Source organism: Micromonospora sp. NBC_00821, assembly GCF_036347035.1.
GTDB lineage: Bacteria > Actinomycetota > Actinomycetes > Mycobacteriales > Micromonosporaceae > Micromonospora > Micromonospora hortensis.
Map to the genome: position 1 here is coordinate 4,698,416 of NZ_CP108880.1, position 17,376 is coordinate 4,715,791.

Here is a 17,376-nt window from a genome sequence, read left to right on the forward strand (position 1 = left end):
ATGCTAGGGCCTGCGTCGAGGTCTCGCTGACCGTCATCGCCGCCTACCCCCGCTACCGTCTGCGCTCGTCCGGGGGCTGTTCCTTCGTCAGGTGCAGCAGCCATCCCTCGCCGGTGCGGATGAGCGCGTATCGCCGGCGATCGGTGCGGCCGTGCAGCGTGAACAGCATCCGGCGGTCGGTGCGATCGTGCTCCTCCCAGGTGCCGATGTCGGCGATCGACTTGTCGACGTCCTCGTAGGTGAGGTGATCGAGGTCGTGGTCGGGCACGGCGATCGCGAGGCGGTTGTCGCTGGGGCTGTCCGGTAGACCGCGGGGCACCGCCCACGACCGCAGCACACCGTCTTCTTCGAGCCGCAGGTCGAAGTGCGGTCGTGGCTTGCGGTGATGATGCAGGACGAAGGCGGGTGCCACTCCCTCATTGTCGGTGCCGACCGGCCCTGCCGCTTGTTAACGCGGCCACCTTATGAGGCCTGGTACGCCTTCCAGTCCTCGATCTGCGTGAGCGGAACCGGCACGGGCCGCTCCACCACTGTCGTCAGCTCGATCCGCCGGCCCTCGGCCGCCGACCGGAGCAGGCTGGTCATGGTTTCGAGTACGTGCAGTGCGACGTCGCCGTCAGCGCGCGGTGGGCGCTGACCGTCGGCCCTGACCAGGTCGATCAGACCGATGCCCCGGGAAGCCTCGGCGTAACCAGCCCGCGGGTCGAGAGCTCGCCATCCGGTGTCCCCGAGCGCGAAGAGGCGGACCTCACCGTCGAAGTAGTTCGGATCGGGTACGGCGAGCGTGCCGGCCTCGCCGTGCACCTCGATCGGCGCGGCCGTCGTCCGGACGCCGTCGAAGCTCGTCGTGATGGTGGAGAGCGCACCGTTGGTGTGCTCGAGTACGCCGGTGAGGTGAGTGTCCACCCCCACCGGGATCCGCTGCCCGGTGCGGGGGCCCGAGCCGATGACGCGCTCGGCGCGCAGGCGGCTGGCGGCTCCGGTCACCGCCCGGACCGGCCCGAGCAGGTGGATGAGCGCCGAGATGTAGTACGGCCCCATGTCCAGCAGCGGGCCGCCGCCCGGGGCGTAGTAGAAGTCAGGATTGGGATGCCAGCGTTCGTGACCCGGAGTGACCATGACGGCCGAGGCGGACATCGGGCGGCCGATGACCCCGCCGTCGATCGCCGACCGTGCCGTCTGCGTACCCGTACCCAAAACGGTGTCCGGCGCGCACCCGACGCGGACACCGGCCGACGCGGCACGTTCGATGATCGAGCGACCGTCCGAGAACGTCACGGCGAGCGGCTTTTCCCCATACACGTTCTTGCCGGCGTCGATAGCGCCCAGCGAGATGTCGGCATGGGCGGCAGGGATGGTGAGGTTGAGCACGGTCTGCACGTCCGGGCGGGCGAGCAGACGCTCGACGCTCATCGCCTCGGCTCCAGGAATCGTGGCCGCGACCTCGGCCGACCGGGCGGCGTCGAGGTCCGCCACCGCGACGATGTCGACCTCGGGGTGGGCCGCGAGGGTGTCCAGGTACGCGCGGGAGATGACCCCGAGACCTATGACGCCGACGCGGTGCGGGTCGCCCACACCATTCCCCTCTCGATCACGGTACGGACATCCGCGTGCTCCAGCACGTCGAGGCTGTGCCCCGGGGTCGTCACGACGATGCGCCCGGCACCCCACTGTCGGGTCCAGATCGCCGGTGAGGTGACCGGCCGACGCCACGGATGCCAGGCCTGCGTCGGGTGGGTGGTCACGGCCAGCACGTCGATCAGGTCATCGTGCAGCACCCAGTACTGTTCGGTGACCAGGTCGAAGTCCTCGATGCCCGCGGTGATCGGGTGCTCCCGGCCGAGGTCGGTGACGCGCACCGTGTGCGGCAGGAAGTTGTCCTCCGGGCCACCGTGACGCTCACACGGCTCCCGGCCCGGATGGGTCGCGAACTGGCCGCCCACCAGGTGCAGGTATTCGGATGACGCGCGGAACGAGTCGACGATGCCGCCGTGCCAGCCGGTGAGACCCGTGCCGGCGATGACCGCCGCGCTGAGGCCCGCCACCTGGTCCGCGGTGATCTGCGACATCGTCATGCACTGCACGACGAGGTCGGTCTCGGCCATCTCGGCGGCGTCGGCGTAGATCTCCGTCGACTCCTCGACCCGCACGGCATAGCCGCTACGTTCGAGGAAGGGGAGGAACAACTCCGTCGCCTTGACCGGCTGGTGCCCCTCCCAACCGCCCCGAACCACCAGTGCTCTCCGCTGCGCCACCGTCGCTCCCTCCCACGGGTCCGTCGCCACCGGGCTGGCCGCTCCCGCCCCGACGACGTGCCGCCGATGCCCGTACGTGTCGAGCACCAAAACCCTACCCGTGGTAGCCGACGAAGCCGACTGACGCGAGCTTCCGGATTCCACTGTGGCCGGTCGCCGTACGATGCACCGGTTCCGGACCGGCGCAGGGGATCCGAGCCGGTCGGGTCGCAATAGCGGGTGCCGTGGCGGGATCTGCTGATCAACCGCTACGGCGGTTACCGTACTGGCGAGGGCTCTGGACCGAGCCGCGGCCACCGAGGTGCTGACCCTTTCCATGCGGCTGCGGCGAGGCCACCTTGCCCTTCGCGCGTCGGGCAGCCCGATTCGCGGGAACGGCCGGCTGCTCGGTCTCGGTCTCGGCCGTTGTCGAGGTGTCGGCAGCCGCCGTGGGGTCGTCTTGGGCGGGTTCGTGCTCCGGCATCGGCTTCTCCTTGGATGTGGTGGGGTCCTGCGGGCCATCGACGGCCGGCGGCCGTGGACTGATCGACGCCGAGGTGCGCGCCTTGACGGTAGCGCAACGCCAGACCCAGGCGAGGTGTTCCCCCGCTCCGTGCTGGCGGGCACGCTCGTCGCCGCCAGCCCCGCCCACACTCGCAGCCAGCCGGAATGCGAGTCCTCCCGCCTCGGCCGTCCGCTGCCGTGACCGCCGCTGCCTAGGCCACGCCGGCGGTGACAGCGCAAACGCTGTCACCGCCGGCTCACCACCGTGCGCCGTGCTGGTGGACACGAATCCGTCGCTACGCCGGCTTCGCGTCCCGGGGCCACTCCGCAGCCTCCGGGAGCAGGTCGAAGATGCGGCCCATGGAGTACGGCTGGTACGTCGTCTGGGACTCGGCGATCTTCTCCCAGTCGGAATTGGTGAACTGGAACATCCACAGGGCGTCCAACTCGAAGTCACCGTGCCCTTCGGGAAGGTGTGCGAACTCCTGCTTCATCTCGTCGACATCGAGGCCGGCACTCGTCGTGTGGCTCTCGAGGTGAGAGCGCGCTGCCTCGTCGAGCATCAGCAGCTCAGCGATGGTGTGTGGCACCGGCGTCACTCCCCTGGCCAGCAGGTCACACAGGTCGACGCAGGTCTGCGCGAGCCGAACGAAGAATTCTGGCGGCTGAGCGATCAACGAAGCCGGAAACCCGACCGCGGGACCTTCGATCCCCCACATGAGGCCATCCGCCTGATCAACGAGGACCTCCGCCATACCGCACAACGACTCGTAGAGAGCAGCAGCCCAGCGAGGGCCGACGCCCCACATGGGACATACGCACACTTCTTCGTCGTCGTCCGCGCTCTCCATCAGGCAGCGGCACGATCCGCCGGGACCGCACTGGCCGCTGCCGACATCATCACCTCGGCGTTCGGCATACGATGGACAGCCGTCGCAGTAGTCGCACCCATCGGCGGGACACTGCGCGGCGGGAAACAACCCCGCCCAATCGATCTTGCTGCCATCCCTCGGCAGGTCGGGGACGTCGAGTTCGCTCACGAACCAGGTGGCAAGGAACTGCCGTTCATCGGTGACGTCGACGCGCTGTTGCGCTGCTTGCTCAAGCCCGGCTCGGACGCTTGCCGGCAGACTGAGCCAGAGGCCGGAGAAGTTCTCCTGCCCCTTGTCTGGAGAGTTCAACAGGTTGCAAATGGCGATCGCCTGGTGTGGCCAATCGAGCGTCGCGATGGCATCCAACTCGTTGCCGTTGCCTTTGTCGACGATTGCCATGACACGCGACTTGGTGGTGGTGTGTTGGGGCACGAAGGCGATTACTTCTCTGGGCACGACAGCTCCTCCCGGGCGCGCATGAGGGCACGCTGGGCTACGAAGTAGGAACAGAGGTCCGCGCTGGTTGTCCCGGTGCTTCCGTGGACTCCGCTTCGCGGGACATCAAACTAGCATGCCGCTGAGCAGCCTGCCGTCGAGCCGGGTGAGATAGCGCAGCTGGCCCCGGTTGACGGCGTCGCCGGTGCGCCCGACGCGGGCCGTCCTCCGGACAACGACGGATCGCCGACATGCACAATCCATCGTTGTCCGGCCGGGACGACCACAGTCAAGTGGCCGTCACGTCGAGACGACCGTCAGACGGTGGTGCGGGACCACTGCTGGTTGGTGCCGGAATTGCACGAGTACTGCTTGAGGACCACCCCGTCCGCGGTCGCCGCGGCCGGTACGTCCACGCATTTGTTGCTGTGTCGTGCCCGGAGCTGGAAGTAGCCGCCGTTGGTGACCATCTGGAACTGCTGGTTGGTGCCGGTGCCGCAGGTGTACTGGACGAGCTCGGCGCCGTCGGCGGTCGACGCGCTCACCACGTCGAGACACTTTCCGCTGTTGCGGCTGACGATGCGCCAGTAGCCGCTACCGGCGTCCTGGAACTGCCACTGCTGCCACGCACCGCCGCTGTACGTGTACTGGCCGACGCGCGCGCCGTTGTCGGTGTTCGGCTGCTGGACGTCCATGGCCTTGCCGCTGTGCCGCGCATCGATCCGGTAGAACGTTCCCGTCGTGGGCGGAGGCGTCGTCGGGTCGCCGCCGCCGATGGTGTCGCCATAGGCATAGCGGATCCGGTCGGCGCCAGAAGTGTTGCGGATGGTCAAGTTGAGATTGGTGCCGCTGCCGCTGAGGGCGAACATCGAATACCAGTCGTGACCGGAGCCGGAGTTCTTGCCGCCGAGGGCGGGCCAGTAGGTGCCGCCCATCTGGTTGTCACGCATGACCTGAGCCATGGCGCGGATGTGGCGCACGAAGTTGTCGGTGCTGTTCGCGTCGGCGTAGTTGAGGCCGTTGTCCATGGGCCCGCCGAACTCGGTCGCGACCGCCCGGGAGGCACAGTTGCCCAGACGCGTCTGCATGTGGCTTCGCCAGGCGTCGTAGGTCATCGAGCCGTAGAAGAAAGCGTAGTGGTGGAAGGACAGCAGGGTCGAGTTGAAGCGGCTGTCGTTGCAGATGTCGCGCAGGTCCTGGCTTGCGCCAGTGCCGCCGATGAGCACCCGGCTGGGCACGGCCGAGTAGTGGGTGCTGAGCCAGTTGGCTGCGATGTCGCGCCACTGTGCCGAGCTGTAACCGCCCGGCTCGTTCATTGGCTCGAAGTACACGTTGGTGTTCGAACCGTAGGCGCTGGTCACGCTGGACCACATCGTGTTCCACGCGGCGAGGTTCGCGATCCTCGCGCCGGAGGAATGGTCCGTCCAAAAGGCGAGGATGACCTTGAATCCACGGGCAGTTGCGGCGTCAATGGCGCCCCGGTAGGCGTTCCACCAGGTGGTGTTGGCCACTGTCTGAGTGTTGATAGGCAGCCGGACGGTGTTGATCCCCATGGTGGAGGCCATGTCGTCGTAGAGGGCGTTGGCCTTGGCCTGCACTGTCGCGTAGCTGTCGGATTGGCTCAGGCCCTGCACGACGAGCGGGCTGGTGCTGAAGTTGTCACCCAGTTGAGCCCAGTTCATGCCTCGGAACTGGTTGGTGGCGGCGGCGGCGGGCGACGACGCGACGACGACCACGCCGCCAACCATCGCCGTCATGGCGGCCACCAGGGCGATCAACGTCCGGCGCATCGACCGGCTGATCCGTTTCATGCGTTGTCCAATCACTAGTTCGTGCCTCTCCGGGCCCGACATGTTGAGGGGTTAGCTGGTCACGCGGAAGGTCGCGTCGGCGCGGCTCTGCGCGTCGGACACCGGGTCGAGCCGGAGCAGGTAGGCGTAGTGCCGGAGGTAGCGGTCCGGGTGGCTGTAGGACTGGAACGACGTCCACGAGGAGTTGGCGAGACCGGCGACCTGCCGGAAGGTGGCGTCGGCCGCGAAGGTGGCGGTGCCGTCGTTGGCTTCCAACCGGAAGTCGTATCCGTAGTGGCGCAGGTAGTGGCCCGGATAGTTGACCGACTGGATGGAGACGGTGCCGGAGCCGACCAGGCCGGGCACCACCCGCCACTGGCCGTCCTGGGCGGGGCTGACGTTCGGGTCGATGCGGACGTCGTAGTCGTAGTGCCGCACGTACCGGTCCTGGAAGTTGTACGACTGGATCCGGTTGACAGCTGCGGCGGGCCAGCGGGCGAGCACCCGGTTCTGTTCGGCAGCGGTCAGGTTGAGGATTGAACCGTGCCGCTTCTTGGTGCCGCCCATCGCGTACGAGCCGGACGCCGGCAGCCGGTAGGCGCTCGGGCTCGACGGGTTGGTGGTCAGGACGGGCAGGTAACCGCGTCCGCTGGCGTACTGGTCCAGGTAGAGCACCCACTCGTTACGGGCGTTGACCTTCATCCACATCGGCCCTTCGACCTGGGCCCCGGTCAGCCCGATGCCGGACAGGTTCCCGAGGTTCGTCCAGGTGCCGAGGAGCGAGTTGCTGCCCTCGAGGGTGATCTGGGCGTCCCGGGAGGCCCGGACGTAGCGGTAGGCGCCGACACCGGATGGCACCTCGACGATCTGCGTGTCGATGATCTCCTGGTTGCCGGGTCGGCTGACGTAGATCTGCGGAGTGGTGATGCCGCGGAAGTCGGTCGTGCGCGCGTAGTAGATGCGGTGCTTGGCCGCACCGTTGAGCGGGACGTTCGTCGCCCAGTAGAGGACGTAGTCACCGGTGTCCGGGTTCCAGATCGCCTCCGGGGCCCAGGCGTTGCGTCCGTCCGGGATCGCGCCGGCGACGTTCAGCAGCCACGGCGCCGACCAGTTGACCAGGTCGGTGGACTCCCACACGACGAGGCTCCGGCTGCCGTTGTTGATCGCGTTCGACCAGTCCTGACCGCACGCGATGCACAGGTCGGTGGCCACGATCCAGTACCTGTCACCGCCGGGTGAGCGGACCAGGGCGGGGTCCCGGACGCCGCGGGTGCCGATGGGGGAACGCAGCACGAGCCCACCGTTGTTCAGGTCGGTCCAGCGCAGGCCGTCGGCGCTGTGGGCGAAGTAGATCTGCTGGTCGGTCGACGACTCGCCGGTGAAGTGCGCCATCAGGTAGCCGACGGTCGGGTCGAGCGCGGCTGCCTGCTTCGGCGTCGCCGCTGACCAGGTGGTGAACAGCAGGCATGCGGCGATCGCCACCGCGCAGAGCCGGGCGAGGACTCTCGACATGGGTCTTCTCTCCTTCGCGGGGCGCGGACGAGTCAGCTAGAGGGTCGGTACGACGGGGCGGATGGTGCCGTCGGTGTTGAACTCCATCCGGTCGATGGCGGTCTCACGGTTGGTGCCGTTGCCGGTCGGCACGGCGAACCGGTGGTAGGCGATGTGCCAGGTGTCGCTGCCGGGTGCGCGGACCACTGAGTGGTGGCCGGTGCCCTTGATGCCGACGTCGAGGCGTTTTTGCAGCACCACGCCGCGCCTCGTCCACGGCCCGAGGGGTGATGAGCCGGTGGCGTAGGCGACCCGGTAGTCCTCGCTGCGCGTGTCGTTCTCCGACCACATGAAGTAGTAGAGACCGTTGCGCTTGAACACGAACGGGGCCTCGTTGTAGCCCGACGGGGTGATGACCCGCGCCTGCGCCGCGTCGAAGGAGACCATGTCGGCGTTCAGCCGCACCGCCCGCGCGACGCCCTGCCCCCAGTACAGGTAGGACTGGCCGTCGTCGTCGGTGAACACCATGGGGTCGATCGTCTGCCCGCCGGAGAACTGGTCGCTGCGGATCAGCGGTCGGCCCAGCGCGTCACGGAACGGTCCGGTGGGGCTGTCGGCCACCGCCACGCCGAGCTGTTTGGCCGTGTTGCCGCTGGCCGCGCCGCCGCTGAAGTAGAGGTAGTAGCGGCCGTTGGCGGTCGCCACCGCCGGCGCCCAGGCCGAGTTGTCCGCCCAGGACACGTCCGGACCGTGGTCGAGGATCACGCCGTGGTCGGTCCAGTTGACCAAATCGGTGGAGGAGAACGCCTTGTAGTACGTGCCGGCCCAGCTCGCGTAACCGTCGGTGGTCGGGTACAGGTAGTAGCGGCCGTTGACGACGGCGATGTGCGGGTCGGCGAAGAGGCCGGGGATCACCGGCCCCATGGTGGTCCTGGGTGCCCAGGGCGCGACGGGGCGGAAGGAGCTGTCCGCTCGGAAGGCGGCCGTGTCCTGGTAGGCGTCGAGCCAGAGCGCGAAGTCGCGGTGCCGGATCCGCCGGTTCGGGTAGTTGTACGAGACGAGCGCCACCGATCCGCTGACCGAGCCCTCCACGGCGCAGAAGGTGGCGTCGGCCCGGAACGCCGCGTCGCCGGTGTTCGCGTCGACCCGCAGCCGGTAGTCGCGGTGCCGCAGGAACATGCCGGTCTTGGTCTGGAACGAGTAGCAGGTCGGCGACGCCAACCCGTTGACCACTGTGAAGGTGGCATCCAGCTTGGTCTGGTTGGTGCTGCTGGAGGTGACCGGGTCGAGCTGACCGAGATAGTCGATGTGCCGCACGTACCGTCCGGACTGGTTGACCGCCTCCAGCGAGACCGCTCCGGTCGGCAGCGTGGCGGCTTGGGCCGGCCCGTCGGCCACCACCACAACAGCTGCGGTGGCCACGGCGGAGAGCACGAGGAGGCAACGGAGACGCGTGGTCGATGCCACTGTCATACGTCGTGGAACCACCATCCCGGCCCCTCTCGAAAGATCATCTATGTTAGCGTTAACAAGAACGGGCCGTACTCTGGCTCGGGTTTTAGCGGTTCAGGTAACCGGCGACGCGCCCGCACGGGGCACCCCTGGCGTGACACGCGACTACAGGCACAATGTGTTCGGTTCGTAAATTTCGCGTTGCGGACAAGTGTTAGCGATCGCATAGACCAGTGTCAAGGGATCAACCGTGGTCGCTCCCCGGCATCCGGCGAAGCCGGTTGTCACGCTCGATCCGCTTCGTGGGTGCCCTGCTCTCTGAGCGCCTGACGCACCTGCCTGAGCGCGAAGCGGGCCGATCGTGGGGTGCTGCGGGATCTCGCGTCGTGGGCCCCGATCGCCTCGGAGCAGGTCATCCGCGACGCGCAGCGGGTCCTGCGGCAGTGACACCCGAATCGTCGAGTCCGACAACACGGACCCCCAGTCGCCGGGTGTGCCCACTGTGTCTCTGCCGGCGAAGCCTGAACTGGCCGCGGTGTCGTCGACAGTGGTGCGAGGGTTAGCCGTGTAGGGCGGCGATTAGCGCGTCGGGTTCGACGGTGGTTGGCCGATCGCTGACCTGCCCGTCGCCGAGTTCGATAACCCGCCACACGCCGTCGGCGCGTAGGGCGAGGTCCACTGTGACGAAGGGCAACCCGAGCCCGGCGATCATCGGGGCGACCGGCTCCAGGTCGACCTCCACCGAAGGGAAATCGTTCGGGGTGTCCGGATGTGGGCCGACCAGGACGCACTCGCCGTTGACCCACCAGGTGCGTACCTCGGCGGAGGTGAACCGCTCGAAGCGACGCAGCACGAACCCGCCCACGAAGTCGTCCTCACGCAACTCCAGGAACCGGCTCGCCACTCTCCGGACGGCCACCGCGTCGTCGAGTTCGGGGATGAAGGCGGCATCGTTCCAGTAGTGCTTCATCGACTTGGTGTAGTCGCGCAGCACCGCCGGTCCCGCACCGAGCGCGACACGCGCGCGGTCAAGATCTGCCTGCTCCGAGCCGTGGGTCCACACCGACGCCGGGGTGACTGCCGCCAACGCGGCATACCAGCCGGGCAGCTCGTGTGCCCGCCGATACTGCTCACCACCGGTTCTCAACACCACACCGCGCTCGGCGAGAGCCTCGGCGAACGCCGCGTACCGCTCGCTGCGCAGCATCCAACCGCGGTAGACCGCCACGCCGCTGCCCGAGACCGAGGCCACCGCCCGACGTACGTCAGCGCCCCGCGCCAAGGCGTCGTGGTCGACCACCGCCACCTGGAATCCCGCAGCACGGGCCGCTTCAGCCTCGGCCACGAAGTGCTCGTCCGGGCGGCGTGGACGTAGCGGGTTCGCGGGAACGATCAGGATCACCTCCGTATCCTGCCCGCGGAAACTGGTTGCCTGTCGCCGGGGTCGCGCCGACGATCAGTCGATGCCCAGTGACCAGGCAACCCCTGACTTCTCGATCAAGCCCACCCTCACCGGTGAGCGAGTGATCCTGCGGCCCTTCGTCGACGACGACCTGGACACCTTCTGGGCGGCGGTGGCCGACCCCGAGGTGGCCAGGCTGACCGGCAGCCCGGCCGACGACGCTCCCGACGAGGAGCGAATGCGTTCCTGGTACGGCAGCCGCAACGCGCAGACCGACCGACTCGACCTGGCGGTCGTGGACCGCGCCACCGGGGCCTGCGTCGGCGAGGTGGTCCTCAACGACTGGGACCCCGACAACCGGAACTGCAACTTCCGCACGCTGCTCACCGCCGCCGGCCGCGACCGGGGCCTGGGGACCGAGGCGGTACGCCTGGTCGTCGGCCACGGTTTCGAAAGGCTCGGCCTGCACCGCATCTCGCTGGAGGTGTTCGCCTTCAACCCCCGGGCCTGGCGGGTGTACGAGAAGGTCGGCTTCGTTGCCGAGGGTGTGCTGCGGCAGGTCCTGCGCGACGGCGACGACTGGGTTGACGCCACTGTGATGTCGATCCTCGCTCCCGAGTGGGCGGAGCACCGGGGACACCCCGAGCGCCGAGGCTCGTAGCAGCGGTCGAGGACCGAGGGCGTCAGCTCTGGATGGAGAACGTCGCGACAACACCGTTGTGGTCCGACCTGGTGCCACCGACGATGTCGTAATCGGTCATCCACATCAACTGGCGTTCGGGCAACCGCTTCCAGAAGTAGACGTAGTCGATGTGCCGGTTGCCGTGCGTTCCGGTGCCCTTCTCGCCGTACAGGTTGTAGTTGGAGCGCAGATTCGGTAGCTCGTTGGCCTCGAAGACCTGCCACGGGAACTTCGCGTACCCGTAGCTCCGGTCGGCACTGAAGTCGACGTTGAGGTCTCCGCTCACGATGACCTGGCCCTCGTCCTGCTTGTCGACCGCCAGTTCCTTGAGACCCTGGAACTGCGCCTCGGCGCACCTGGTGCGCGGCAGGTCCTCCGGCCGGCCGGCGGTTTCGATGCTGGCCACCGCGTGGGCGTTGATGTGGGTCACGTTGCGGCCAGTGGACTTGTGCCGGTACGTGACCCAGTTGTTGTACCGCGCTGGCGGCACCTCGCCCGGACCGTTGGTGTCACAGACGAAGATCGAGCCCCTGTCGAGTACGTCGAACATGCTCTTCTTGGCGATCAGCGCCTCGCCGGCCTGGTTGGTGCCGCCCGGCGCGTACAGCCACCAGCCGTTGTCGGCGGCCCAGTTCGCCAGGAAAGCCTTGCGGGCGCCGACCTCGTTGAGTCCGACGAGGTCGGCCTTGGACGCGATCAGGTTCAGGTCGTGCACGAAGTCGGCCTGGCTCAGCCCGTAGTAGATGTTCAGCGTGGCCGCCTTGAAGCCCACGCTCGCGGCAGCGGCTGGTGCGGCCGGCAGCAGGGCCGCCACCAGCGCGACCGCGCCCGCGAGAGCGACCAGGGCGCGGGTCGCCCAGTCCGTTGTGCTGCGCATCGAATTCCCTCCGGATAGGCCGCCGGCGATGGCCGGCCAACGGACACTATCGACTGGAGCCGACGCGACGCCGAACATCCGGTGACGAAGCACCGACAGACCTGCGTCGGCCAGTGCCGGTCGACCAGATCCCCCATCGGCAGTGGTGGAGCTACGCGAAGGTAAGGCCGTCGGACCGGGCGCGTTTGAGCTCGGAGAAGGCCCGGCAGCCGGCGAGCAGGCGAGCGCCGTCGAAGACACGGATGGCCTCCTCGCCACGAGGGATCGAGGTCAGCACGGGGCCGAAGAAGGCCACGTCGTCGACGACGACAGTGGGGGTGCCGAGGTCCTCGCCCACCAGTTGCTGCGCGTGGGCGGTGCTCGCCCGCATCTGCGGGTCGAGGTCGCTGCGGTGGGCGGCGTCGGCCAGGTCGGCCGGGAGGCCGGCCTCGACCAGGGCCAGCGGGACGACGGTGTCGAAGTCCTTGTCGTCGGCGTCGTGGATCCGGCGGCCGAGCGCCGGGTACAGCCGCGCGAGGGCGGCGGAGCCGTGTTGCGCGGCCGCCGCCACACACACCCTGGCCGGCCCCCACGCCCGGTCGTTGAATTCGCGGTACCAGGGCTCCAGGTCACGGTGTTCGTTGATCACCGCGAGGCTCATCACCTCGAACCGCAGGGTGAGCGGCCGCATCTTCGCGACCTCCATGAGCCAGCGGGAGGTGATCCAGGCGAACGGACAGGACGGGTCCACGTACGCGGTGACCACTGGAGCTGACGTTCGAGGCAATTTGTCTTCCACGGAAGACAATTTATCTTCCTCGGAAGGTAAGATGCAACTGTGGAAGACGACCGGATCGCCGACATCGTTGGGCAGTGGGGTCGCGAGCGACCAGACCTCGACCCCACCCCGCTGCTGATCATCGGTCGCATCCAGCAGTTGGCCGCCGTACTCGATGAGGCCCTGCGGCCGCCGTTCGCCGCGGCGGACCTCGGCAACGGCGACTTCGACGTGCTCGCGGCGCTGCGCCGCGAGGGTGAGCCCTACACGCTCACGGCGGGCCAGCTGAGCCAACGGATGCTCGTGACCACCGGAGCCGTGACCAAGCGGGTGGACCGACTGATCGCCCGCGGCCTCGTGTCGCGCTCGGTCTCCACAGCCGACGCGCGCGGCAGAGTGGTCGGGCTGACGCCGACCGGCGTGGCGTTGACCGACCGGCTCATCGAGGAACATCTGGCCAACGAGGCGGCCATCCTTCGCGGCCTGACCGACAGCGACCGCCGAACCCTCGAGCGCCTCCTGGAGGTGATGAATCGAACCCTGACCTCCGGAGATCGTGGACCCGGGGGCGGCGGCCACGACGGGTGACGCCCTCGGTCATGATCGGCCAGTCCTCGGATTACCATTCCGCCATGGACGACACCACCGGCGGCGTACGCATCAGACGCGGTGGCCCGGCCGACGCGCCCGCCGTACTGGACATGCTCGACTCCGCGGTGGTCTGGATGAACGACCGCGGCAACACCGAGCAGTGGGGCACGACGCCGTTCTCGGAGAAACCCGAACGGGCCGCACAGGTCGATCGGTACCTGACCGAGAACCTCCCGTTCATCGCGGAAGTGGACGGGACGCCGGCCGCAGCCCTGGTGTTGGATTCCGGGCCCGACCCCCGGGCACCGATCGCGCCCGCTGAGGAACCCGAGCGGTTCGTCCGCCTCCTGGTCTCCGACCGACGATTCGCCGGCCGGAAACTCGGGTCGGCTCTGTTGGCACACGCAGTGGAGGAAACCCGGCGAGCCGGCGTGCGGTTGCTCCGGGTCGACTGCTGGGCGGGCGGTGACGGCGAGTTGGTGGCGTACTACGAGCGCCACGGGTTCACTCCCACCGAGACCTTCCTGGCCGGATCCTGGCCGGGGCAGGTGCTGGCCCAGCGGGTCGATTGAGCCGTGCGCCCTTTGCCACTGAGCGTGGGGTGGGGGCCATCGGACCGATATTCGGGCGTCTCGCCGGGGCGCGTCCACTAGCGTCCCGCCTCATGGAGAACACCACGGTACGCACTGAACGCCTCGAACTCCGCCCGGTGCGGGACGAGGACATCGATCGGATCCTGGAGTACCGAAACCTACCGCAGGTCACGCGCTGGCTACTCCGTACGCAGGTCGACAGTGCGTCCTTCCGCGCGGCATGGCGACGCGCGGCCACCGACCCCGACGATCACAGCATGGCGGCCACGCTCGACGGCGTGGTGATCGGAACCGTCTCTCTCGGCGTCGTCGACGGCATGGGTCAACCCGGCATGCCACCACGGACCGAGGCTGAGCTCGGCTACATCTTCGATCCCGCCTACGGCGGACGTGGGTACGCGACCGAGGCGGTGACCGCAGTGGTGGCGCACGCGTTCGACCGGCTGGGCGTTCGGAGAATCACCGCCGGCTGCTTCGCTGACAACCTCGCCTCGGTGCGAATCCTCGAGAAGGTCGGCATGCGTCGTGAGCAGCACGGCGTCGGCGACTCCTGGCACGCCGAACTGGGCTGGGTGGACGGCTACACCTACGCGCTCCTCGCCGAGGCATGGCATCGAGAGGCGGCACCGTCGGAGCAGCCGGTCGCGTCCATACCGGTGCCGCGAGCACGGTGAACCTGTAGCGTCACGGCGAGCTGCCTGCCGGCGGTGGCGAGGCTAGCCGCTGGTGGACTCCAGCTGATCGAAGGCCATGCTCCACCAGGACTTCGGGTCGGCGAACGCGGACGAGTCGACGCCCATCAGTTCCTCGCGGATCGCGGCAGCGCGGGCGGCTCGAGCCCGACCGCCCGGGTCCGTGGCGATGAGCTGCCCGAGCCGGTAGAGGAACTCGACGAACGCCGCGAATGTCGCGTTGACCGCCTCGAAGTTGGGGGTCTCCAGGTCCAGCAACACGACGGCTCCGGTCAGCGCGTCGAGGCAGAAGAGCAGCTGCGGGTCCTCCGGTGAGCTGCCGAGGACGATGTGGATACGAGGGCTGGCATCGCCGACCTCGATCTTCAGCTTGGAGAACAACTCCATGCCGGAGACGTTGACGTCGACCGTGAACAGGATCGGCACGTCGACCGGGATGGCCCCGAACGGCGGGAAGACCTCTGGCGTCAACGGGCCGAGGACGTCCTCGAACCGGTCGAGCGGGAAGTAGACCATCCCGTCGGCGCCCCAGAGCGCCGTGAGCTCCTCATGTGTGGCGGTCAATCGTCCGTCTCCTCGTCCTCGTCGCCGGGCGTGGTCAGGCCCTGCTCGTCGAGGAAGCCCCACCAGTCGTCGTCGTCGTAGCCAACCTCGCCGTACCCGGCGCCGAAGACGTAGTAGGCGAGGAACGAGTCAAGGTCCGGCGCGACTTCGAAGAACGCCTCACGCATGAACCACTCGTCGGTCGTCTCCGCCGGGAAGTACCAGACCGCGCCGGTGTCGCGGCGGATCAGCAGCGGCTCTTCCTTCAGTGTGCCGAAGACCAGCCACTCGGCGGGTTCGTCAGCGACGCCGGTGAACTCGGGCATCTGATCGAGGTAGCCCTGGATCTTGCCGATGTTCGCGGCTGCGGGCAGGTCGAACGAGCCAGCCAGGATGCCGTCGGCGGTCTCCAGCAGCTCCCGGACCGACTGCGGCAGACCAGCGGGTATCCGCTCAGCCGGAGCGCCCTGGTCGATCTGTGCCCAGACCAGCGTCGCGGGCTGGTCCGCCTCCAGGTCGGTGCGCAGCTCCGCGATGAGCTCCCGCAGCTCGGGATTCAATCCACTACCTCTATTCGGATCGGCGTGCCGTCGGGCAGCTTCATGATCTGTTGCCAGATCTGCTGACCGACATCCCGGTTCGTGTCGCCGTGCAGCAGCTTCAGATTACTAACGTCGTCGGGGCCACCGAGTTGCAGCTCCCACACATGGTCGGGCTGCTGCAGGCGGAGCCGCTCGGTGAGTTTGTTCGACAGCTTCTTGTCGTGGGGCCAGTACTTGTCGAAGATCTTCTGCCGGATGCGCGCCTTGTAGCCTTTTGTGATTGTTTCGTCCCGGGCGACCGGATTGGCCTGCTTGAACAGCTTGCCCTCGTCGCTGAGCTTCTTCAGCGCGTTCATCTTGCGGTCGAACTGGGCCCGCGCGTGCATCGACTTGCGCTTCACCTTGATCGTGACCTCGGGCAGGTCGTTGTTGCGCACCACCGGCTTGGCGGAGGCCTTCTGCACCGCCGCGCGGACAAGCTTGCCGCCCTTCGGCTTGCCCGACCCGCCACGTTGTTTCGAGCTTTTCGGCGCCCTGCTAGGCATCGAGAAGCTCCTGGATCACCTGATCGATCAGCAGGCCGACGATCTCCCGCGTGATCATCTGGAAGATCGGGATCTCGGCCAGCGACACGCCGAACGTGACGACGGCGGTGGCGATCGCCTGCGCCACCGCGAACGCGAGGATCGCCAACTGCACGATCACCTGGATCTTCAGCGCGAGCACCATCGCGGCGGCGATGATCATCCCGGTGCCGATCAGCATCGCGGCCTGGGAGTAGTCCGGCAGCGCGCCGGGACCGCTCTCCGGTTTGGACCACCACTTCTGGAACGCCTGCATCGACTCGCCCTGGTGCTGCGACCAGACCGCTGCCGCAGCCGAACCGGCCTCCCCGGAGGCGTCCGCGACCGTGCCGGAGAAGTCCAGCCAGGCCTGGCCCATCTCGAACAGCTTTTCCTCGTCGGCCTCGGGCCAGGTGTAGCCGATCCAGCTGAGCGCCGTGATCAGCTCACCCGGCAGTTGCAGTCCCATGTCGTCACCCCAGCATTCCCTGGATGTCTCGCAGCGCGCTCACGGAGGCTTCCTCGACCAACTCGAAGTTGTCGGCCATCTTTGTCAGGTCGCTACCGGCCGAGCCGATCTCTTCGGCGGCCACGCCGATGCAGTCCAGGACCCAGGCTGAGGTCTCCGTGTACGCGATGCCGATCAGCGAGCCGATGTCGTCGGCGCCCCACGGCTCGCCGTATCCCTGCATCTGCGCCTCGAAGCTCTCCAGCTGCCCGATGAAGCGTTCGGCGGCGCCGATGACCTCGTCGCCGCCGGAACGCAGCAACGCGGGCTCGACCTCGAAGCCGTTCATCGGGAACCTCCCCGGGCCATCCGCTCCTGCGCGTCAGTGAGCGCCTGCAGGAACGCGCCGAGCCGTGGCACGGCCGTGTCTCGAACCTGCTCCAGTTGCTCGGTGAGCTGCGAGAGGTCGCCGGAGGCCGGCACCGGGCCGGCGCCGCGCATCGAGTCGATCGCCGCGTTCACGGCCGCGATCACGTGGTCGCAGACCTCGGCCGAGCCGAGCCGCATCATCCGCGGGTCCAGCGTCAGCGACTCCAACCGGCCATCAGCGCCAAACTCGGCACGGACCTGTCCCTCGGCGGACTCACCGACCCGACGCAGGCGCGCGGCCTCCTCGTCCTCCGGCGCGGTGCCGGCGGCGCGCAACGCGCCGACCGTCGCGTCCAGCATGCGAGCGAACTCTCCGCTCGCCGGCTCATTCACCGACATGCGCCCTCCATCGATCGCCTCCGAGACAGTGGAAAGCGTAGTCAGACCCGGCAAATCGTGTGGTCCCGGGAGACGGGTACCCCATCGAGGGTTGTCGAACGGTGCGAGCCGTCGACGGACCGGGGGCGACCGGGTACGCC

Annotated in this window: 21 protein-coding genes; 4 read left to right on the forward strand and 17 right to left on the reverse strand. The window is 68.1% G+C overall.

Features of this window, described 5'->3' with window-relative positions; all coding sequences use genetic code 11:
- Window positions 1-52: 52 nt before the first annotated feature.
- The 9 genes from OHB44_RS21450 to OHB44_RS21490 form a co-directional block, all read right to left on the reverse strand.
- Complete coding sequence (locus OHB44_RS21450; protein ID WP_266301959.1) at window positions 53-412, reverse strand: DNA polymerase ligase N-terminal domain-containing protein; 360 nt, start codon at window positions 410-412, stop codon at window positions 53-55.
- Window positions 413-462: 50 nt separating this feature from the next.
- A complete protein-coding gene (locus OHB44_RS21455; RefSeq protein ID WP_266301958.1) occupies window positions 463-1,575 on the reverse strand; it encodes a Gfo/Idh/MocA family protein in 1,113 nt (370 codons plus the stop codon).
- On the reverse strand, window positions 1,545-2,255 hold the full coding sequence (locus OHB44_RS21460; RefSeq protein WP_238684387.1) for a ThuA domain-containing protein: 711 nt from the start codon (window positions 2,253-2,255) through the stop codon (window positions 1,545-1,547). The genes OHB44_RS21455 and OHB44_RS21460 overlap by 31 nt, the downstream gene beginning before the upstream one ends.
- Before the next feature lie 241 nt (window positions 2,256-2,496).
- On the reverse strand, window positions 2,497-2,718 hold the full coding sequence (locus tag OHB44_RS21465; RefSeq protein WP_330438006.1) for a hypothetical protein: 222 nt from the start codon (window positions 2,716-2,718) through the stop codon (window positions 2,497-2,499).
- A 316-nt stretch (window positions 2,719-3,034) separates the two neighbouring features.
- Entirely contained in the window at window positions 3,035-4,066 is a 1,032-nt protein-coding gene (locus OHB44_RS21470) for a hypothetical protein (protein ID WP_330438007.1), read from the reverse strand.
- Window positions 4,067-4,362: 296 nt separating this feature from the next.
- A complete protein-coding gene (locus tag OHB44_RS21475) occupies window positions 4,363-5,856 on the reverse strand; it encodes an RICIN domain-containing protein (protein WP_266301956.1) in 1,494 nt (497 codons plus the stop codon).
- A 51-nt stretch (window positions 5,857-5,907) separates the two neighbouring features.
- Complete coding sequence (locus OHB44_RS21480) at window positions 5,908-7,347, reverse strand: glycoside hydrolase family 43 protein (protein WP_330438008.1); 1,440 nt, start codon at window positions 7,345-7,347, stop codon at window positions 5,908-5,910.
- A gap of 36 nt (window positions 7,348-7,383) precedes the next feature.
- Window positions 7,384-8,760, reverse strand: coding sequence for a family 43 glycosylhydrolase (locus tag OHB44_RS21485; RefSeq protein WP_330438009.1), 1,377 nt, complete (start codon window positions 8,758-8,760; stop codon window positions 7,384-7,386).
- A 577-nt stretch (window positions 8,761-9,337) separates the two neighbouring features.
- A complete protein-coding gene (locus tag OHB44_RS21490; RefSeq protein ID WP_266301953.1) occupies window positions 9,338-10,180 on the reverse strand; it encodes an ATP-grasp domain-containing protein in 843 nt (280 codons plus the stop codon).
- A gap of 61 nt (window positions 10,181-10,241) precedes the next feature.
- Here OHB44_RS21490 and OHB44_RS21495 point away from each other — a divergent pair, with 61 nt between their 5' ends.
- On the forward strand, window positions 10,242-10,841 hold the full coding sequence (locus OHB44_RS21495) for a GNAT family N-acetyltransferase (protein ID WP_238684091.1): 600 nt from the start codon (window positions 10,242-10,244) through the stop codon (window positions 10,839-10,841).
- Between the two features lie 22 nt (window positions 10,842-10,863).
- On the opposite strand, the gene OHB44_RS21500 is transcribed toward OHB44_RS21495, so the two are convergent.
- Both OHB44_RS21500 and OHB44_RS21505 read right to left on the reverse strand, forming a co-directional pair.
- Window positions 10,864-11,739 (reverse strand): endonuclease/exonuclease/phosphatase family protein, encoded by an 876-nt coding sequence (locus OHB44_RS21500; RefSeq protein WP_238684092.1) that lies wholly within the window; start codon window positions 11,737-11,739, stop codon window positions 10,864-10,866.
- 151 nt (window positions 11,740-11,890) lie between these two features.
- Window positions 11,891-12,517 carry a mycothiol-dependent nitroreductase Rv2466c family protein gene (locus OHB44_RS21505; protein ID WP_308193654.1) on the reverse strand — a complete coding sequence of 209 codons (627 nt, stop codon included), beginning with the start codon at window positions 12,515-12,517 and terminating at the stop codon, window positions 11,891-11,893.
- 39 nt (window positions 12,518-12,556) lie between these two features.
- Here OHB44_RS21505 and OHB44_RS21510 point away from each other — a divergent pair, with 39 nt between their 5' ends.
- From OHB44_RS21510 to OHB44_RS21520, 3 genes are all read left to right on the forward strand, one after another.
- Window positions 12,557-13,084: a MarR family winged helix-turn-helix transcriptional regulator gene (locus OHB44_RS21510; RefSeq protein ID WP_238684093.1), complete on the forward strand. Its 528-nt coding sequence runs from the start codon at window positions 12,557-12,559 to the stop codon at window positions 13,082-13,084.
- A gap of 44 nt (window positions 13,085-13,128) precedes the next feature.
- Window positions 13,129-13,659, forward strand: a complete 531-nt coding sequence (locus OHB44_RS21515) for a GNAT family N-acetyltransferase (RefSeq protein ID WP_238684094.1) — start codon at window positions 13,129-13,131, stop codon at window positions 13,657-13,659.
- A gap of 92 nt (window positions 13,660-13,751) precedes the next feature.
- Window positions 13,752-14,354 (forward strand): GNAT family N-acetyltransferase, encoded by a 603-nt coding sequence (locus OHB44_RS21520; protein WP_330438010.1) that lies wholly within the window; start codon window positions 13,752-13,754, stop codon window positions 14,352-14,354.
- A 42-nt stretch (window positions 14,355-14,396) separates the two neighbouring features.
- On the opposite strand, the gene OHB44_RS21525 is transcribed toward OHB44_RS21520, so the two are convergent.
- The 6 genes from OHB44_RS21525 to OHB44_RS21550 are packed head-to-tail and all read right to left on the reverse strand — an operon-like array spanning window position 14,397 to window position 17,236.
- Entirely contained in the window at window positions 14,397-14,936 is a 540-nt protein-coding gene (locus OHB44_RS21525; protein WP_238684096.1) for an SUKH-4 family immunity protein, read from the reverse strand.
- A complete protein-coding gene (locus tag OHB44_RS21530; RefSeq protein ID WP_238684097.1) occupies window positions 14,933-15,475 on the reverse strand; it encodes an SUKH-4 family immunity protein in 543 nt (180 codons plus the stop codon). Before OHB44_RS21530 ends, OHB44_RS21525 begins: the two co-directional genes overlap by 4 nt.
- On the reverse strand, window positions 15,472-16,002 hold the full coding sequence (locus OHB44_RS21535) for an endonuclease (protein ID WP_238684098.1): 531 nt from the start codon (window positions 16,000-16,002) through the stop codon (window positions 15,472-15,474). Before OHB44_RS21535 ends, OHB44_RS21530 begins: the two co-directional genes overlap by 4 nt.
- A complete protein-coding gene (locus OHB44_RS21540) occupies window positions 15,995-16,489 on the reverse strand; it encodes a WXG100-like domain-containing protein (protein WP_238684099.1) in 495 nt (164 codons plus the stop codon). Before OHB44_RS21540 ends, OHB44_RS21535 begins: the two co-directional genes overlap by 8 nt.
- 4 nt (window positions 16,490-16,493) lie before the next feature.
- Window positions 16,494-16,817: a hypothetical protein gene (locus OHB44_RS21545; RefSeq protein ID WP_238684100.1), complete on the reverse strand. Its 324-nt coding sequence runs from the start codon at window positions 16,815-16,817 to the stop codon at window positions 16,494-16,496.
- Window positions 16,814-17,236, reverse strand: a complete 423-nt coding sequence (locus OHB44_RS21550; RefSeq protein WP_330438011.1) for a YbaB/EbfC family nucleoid-associated protein — start codon at window positions 17,234-17,236, stop codon at window positions 16,814-16,816. The genes OHB44_RS21545 and OHB44_RS21550 overlap by 4 nt, the downstream gene beginning before the upstream one ends.
- Window positions 17,237-17,376 lie beyond the last annotated feature (140 nt).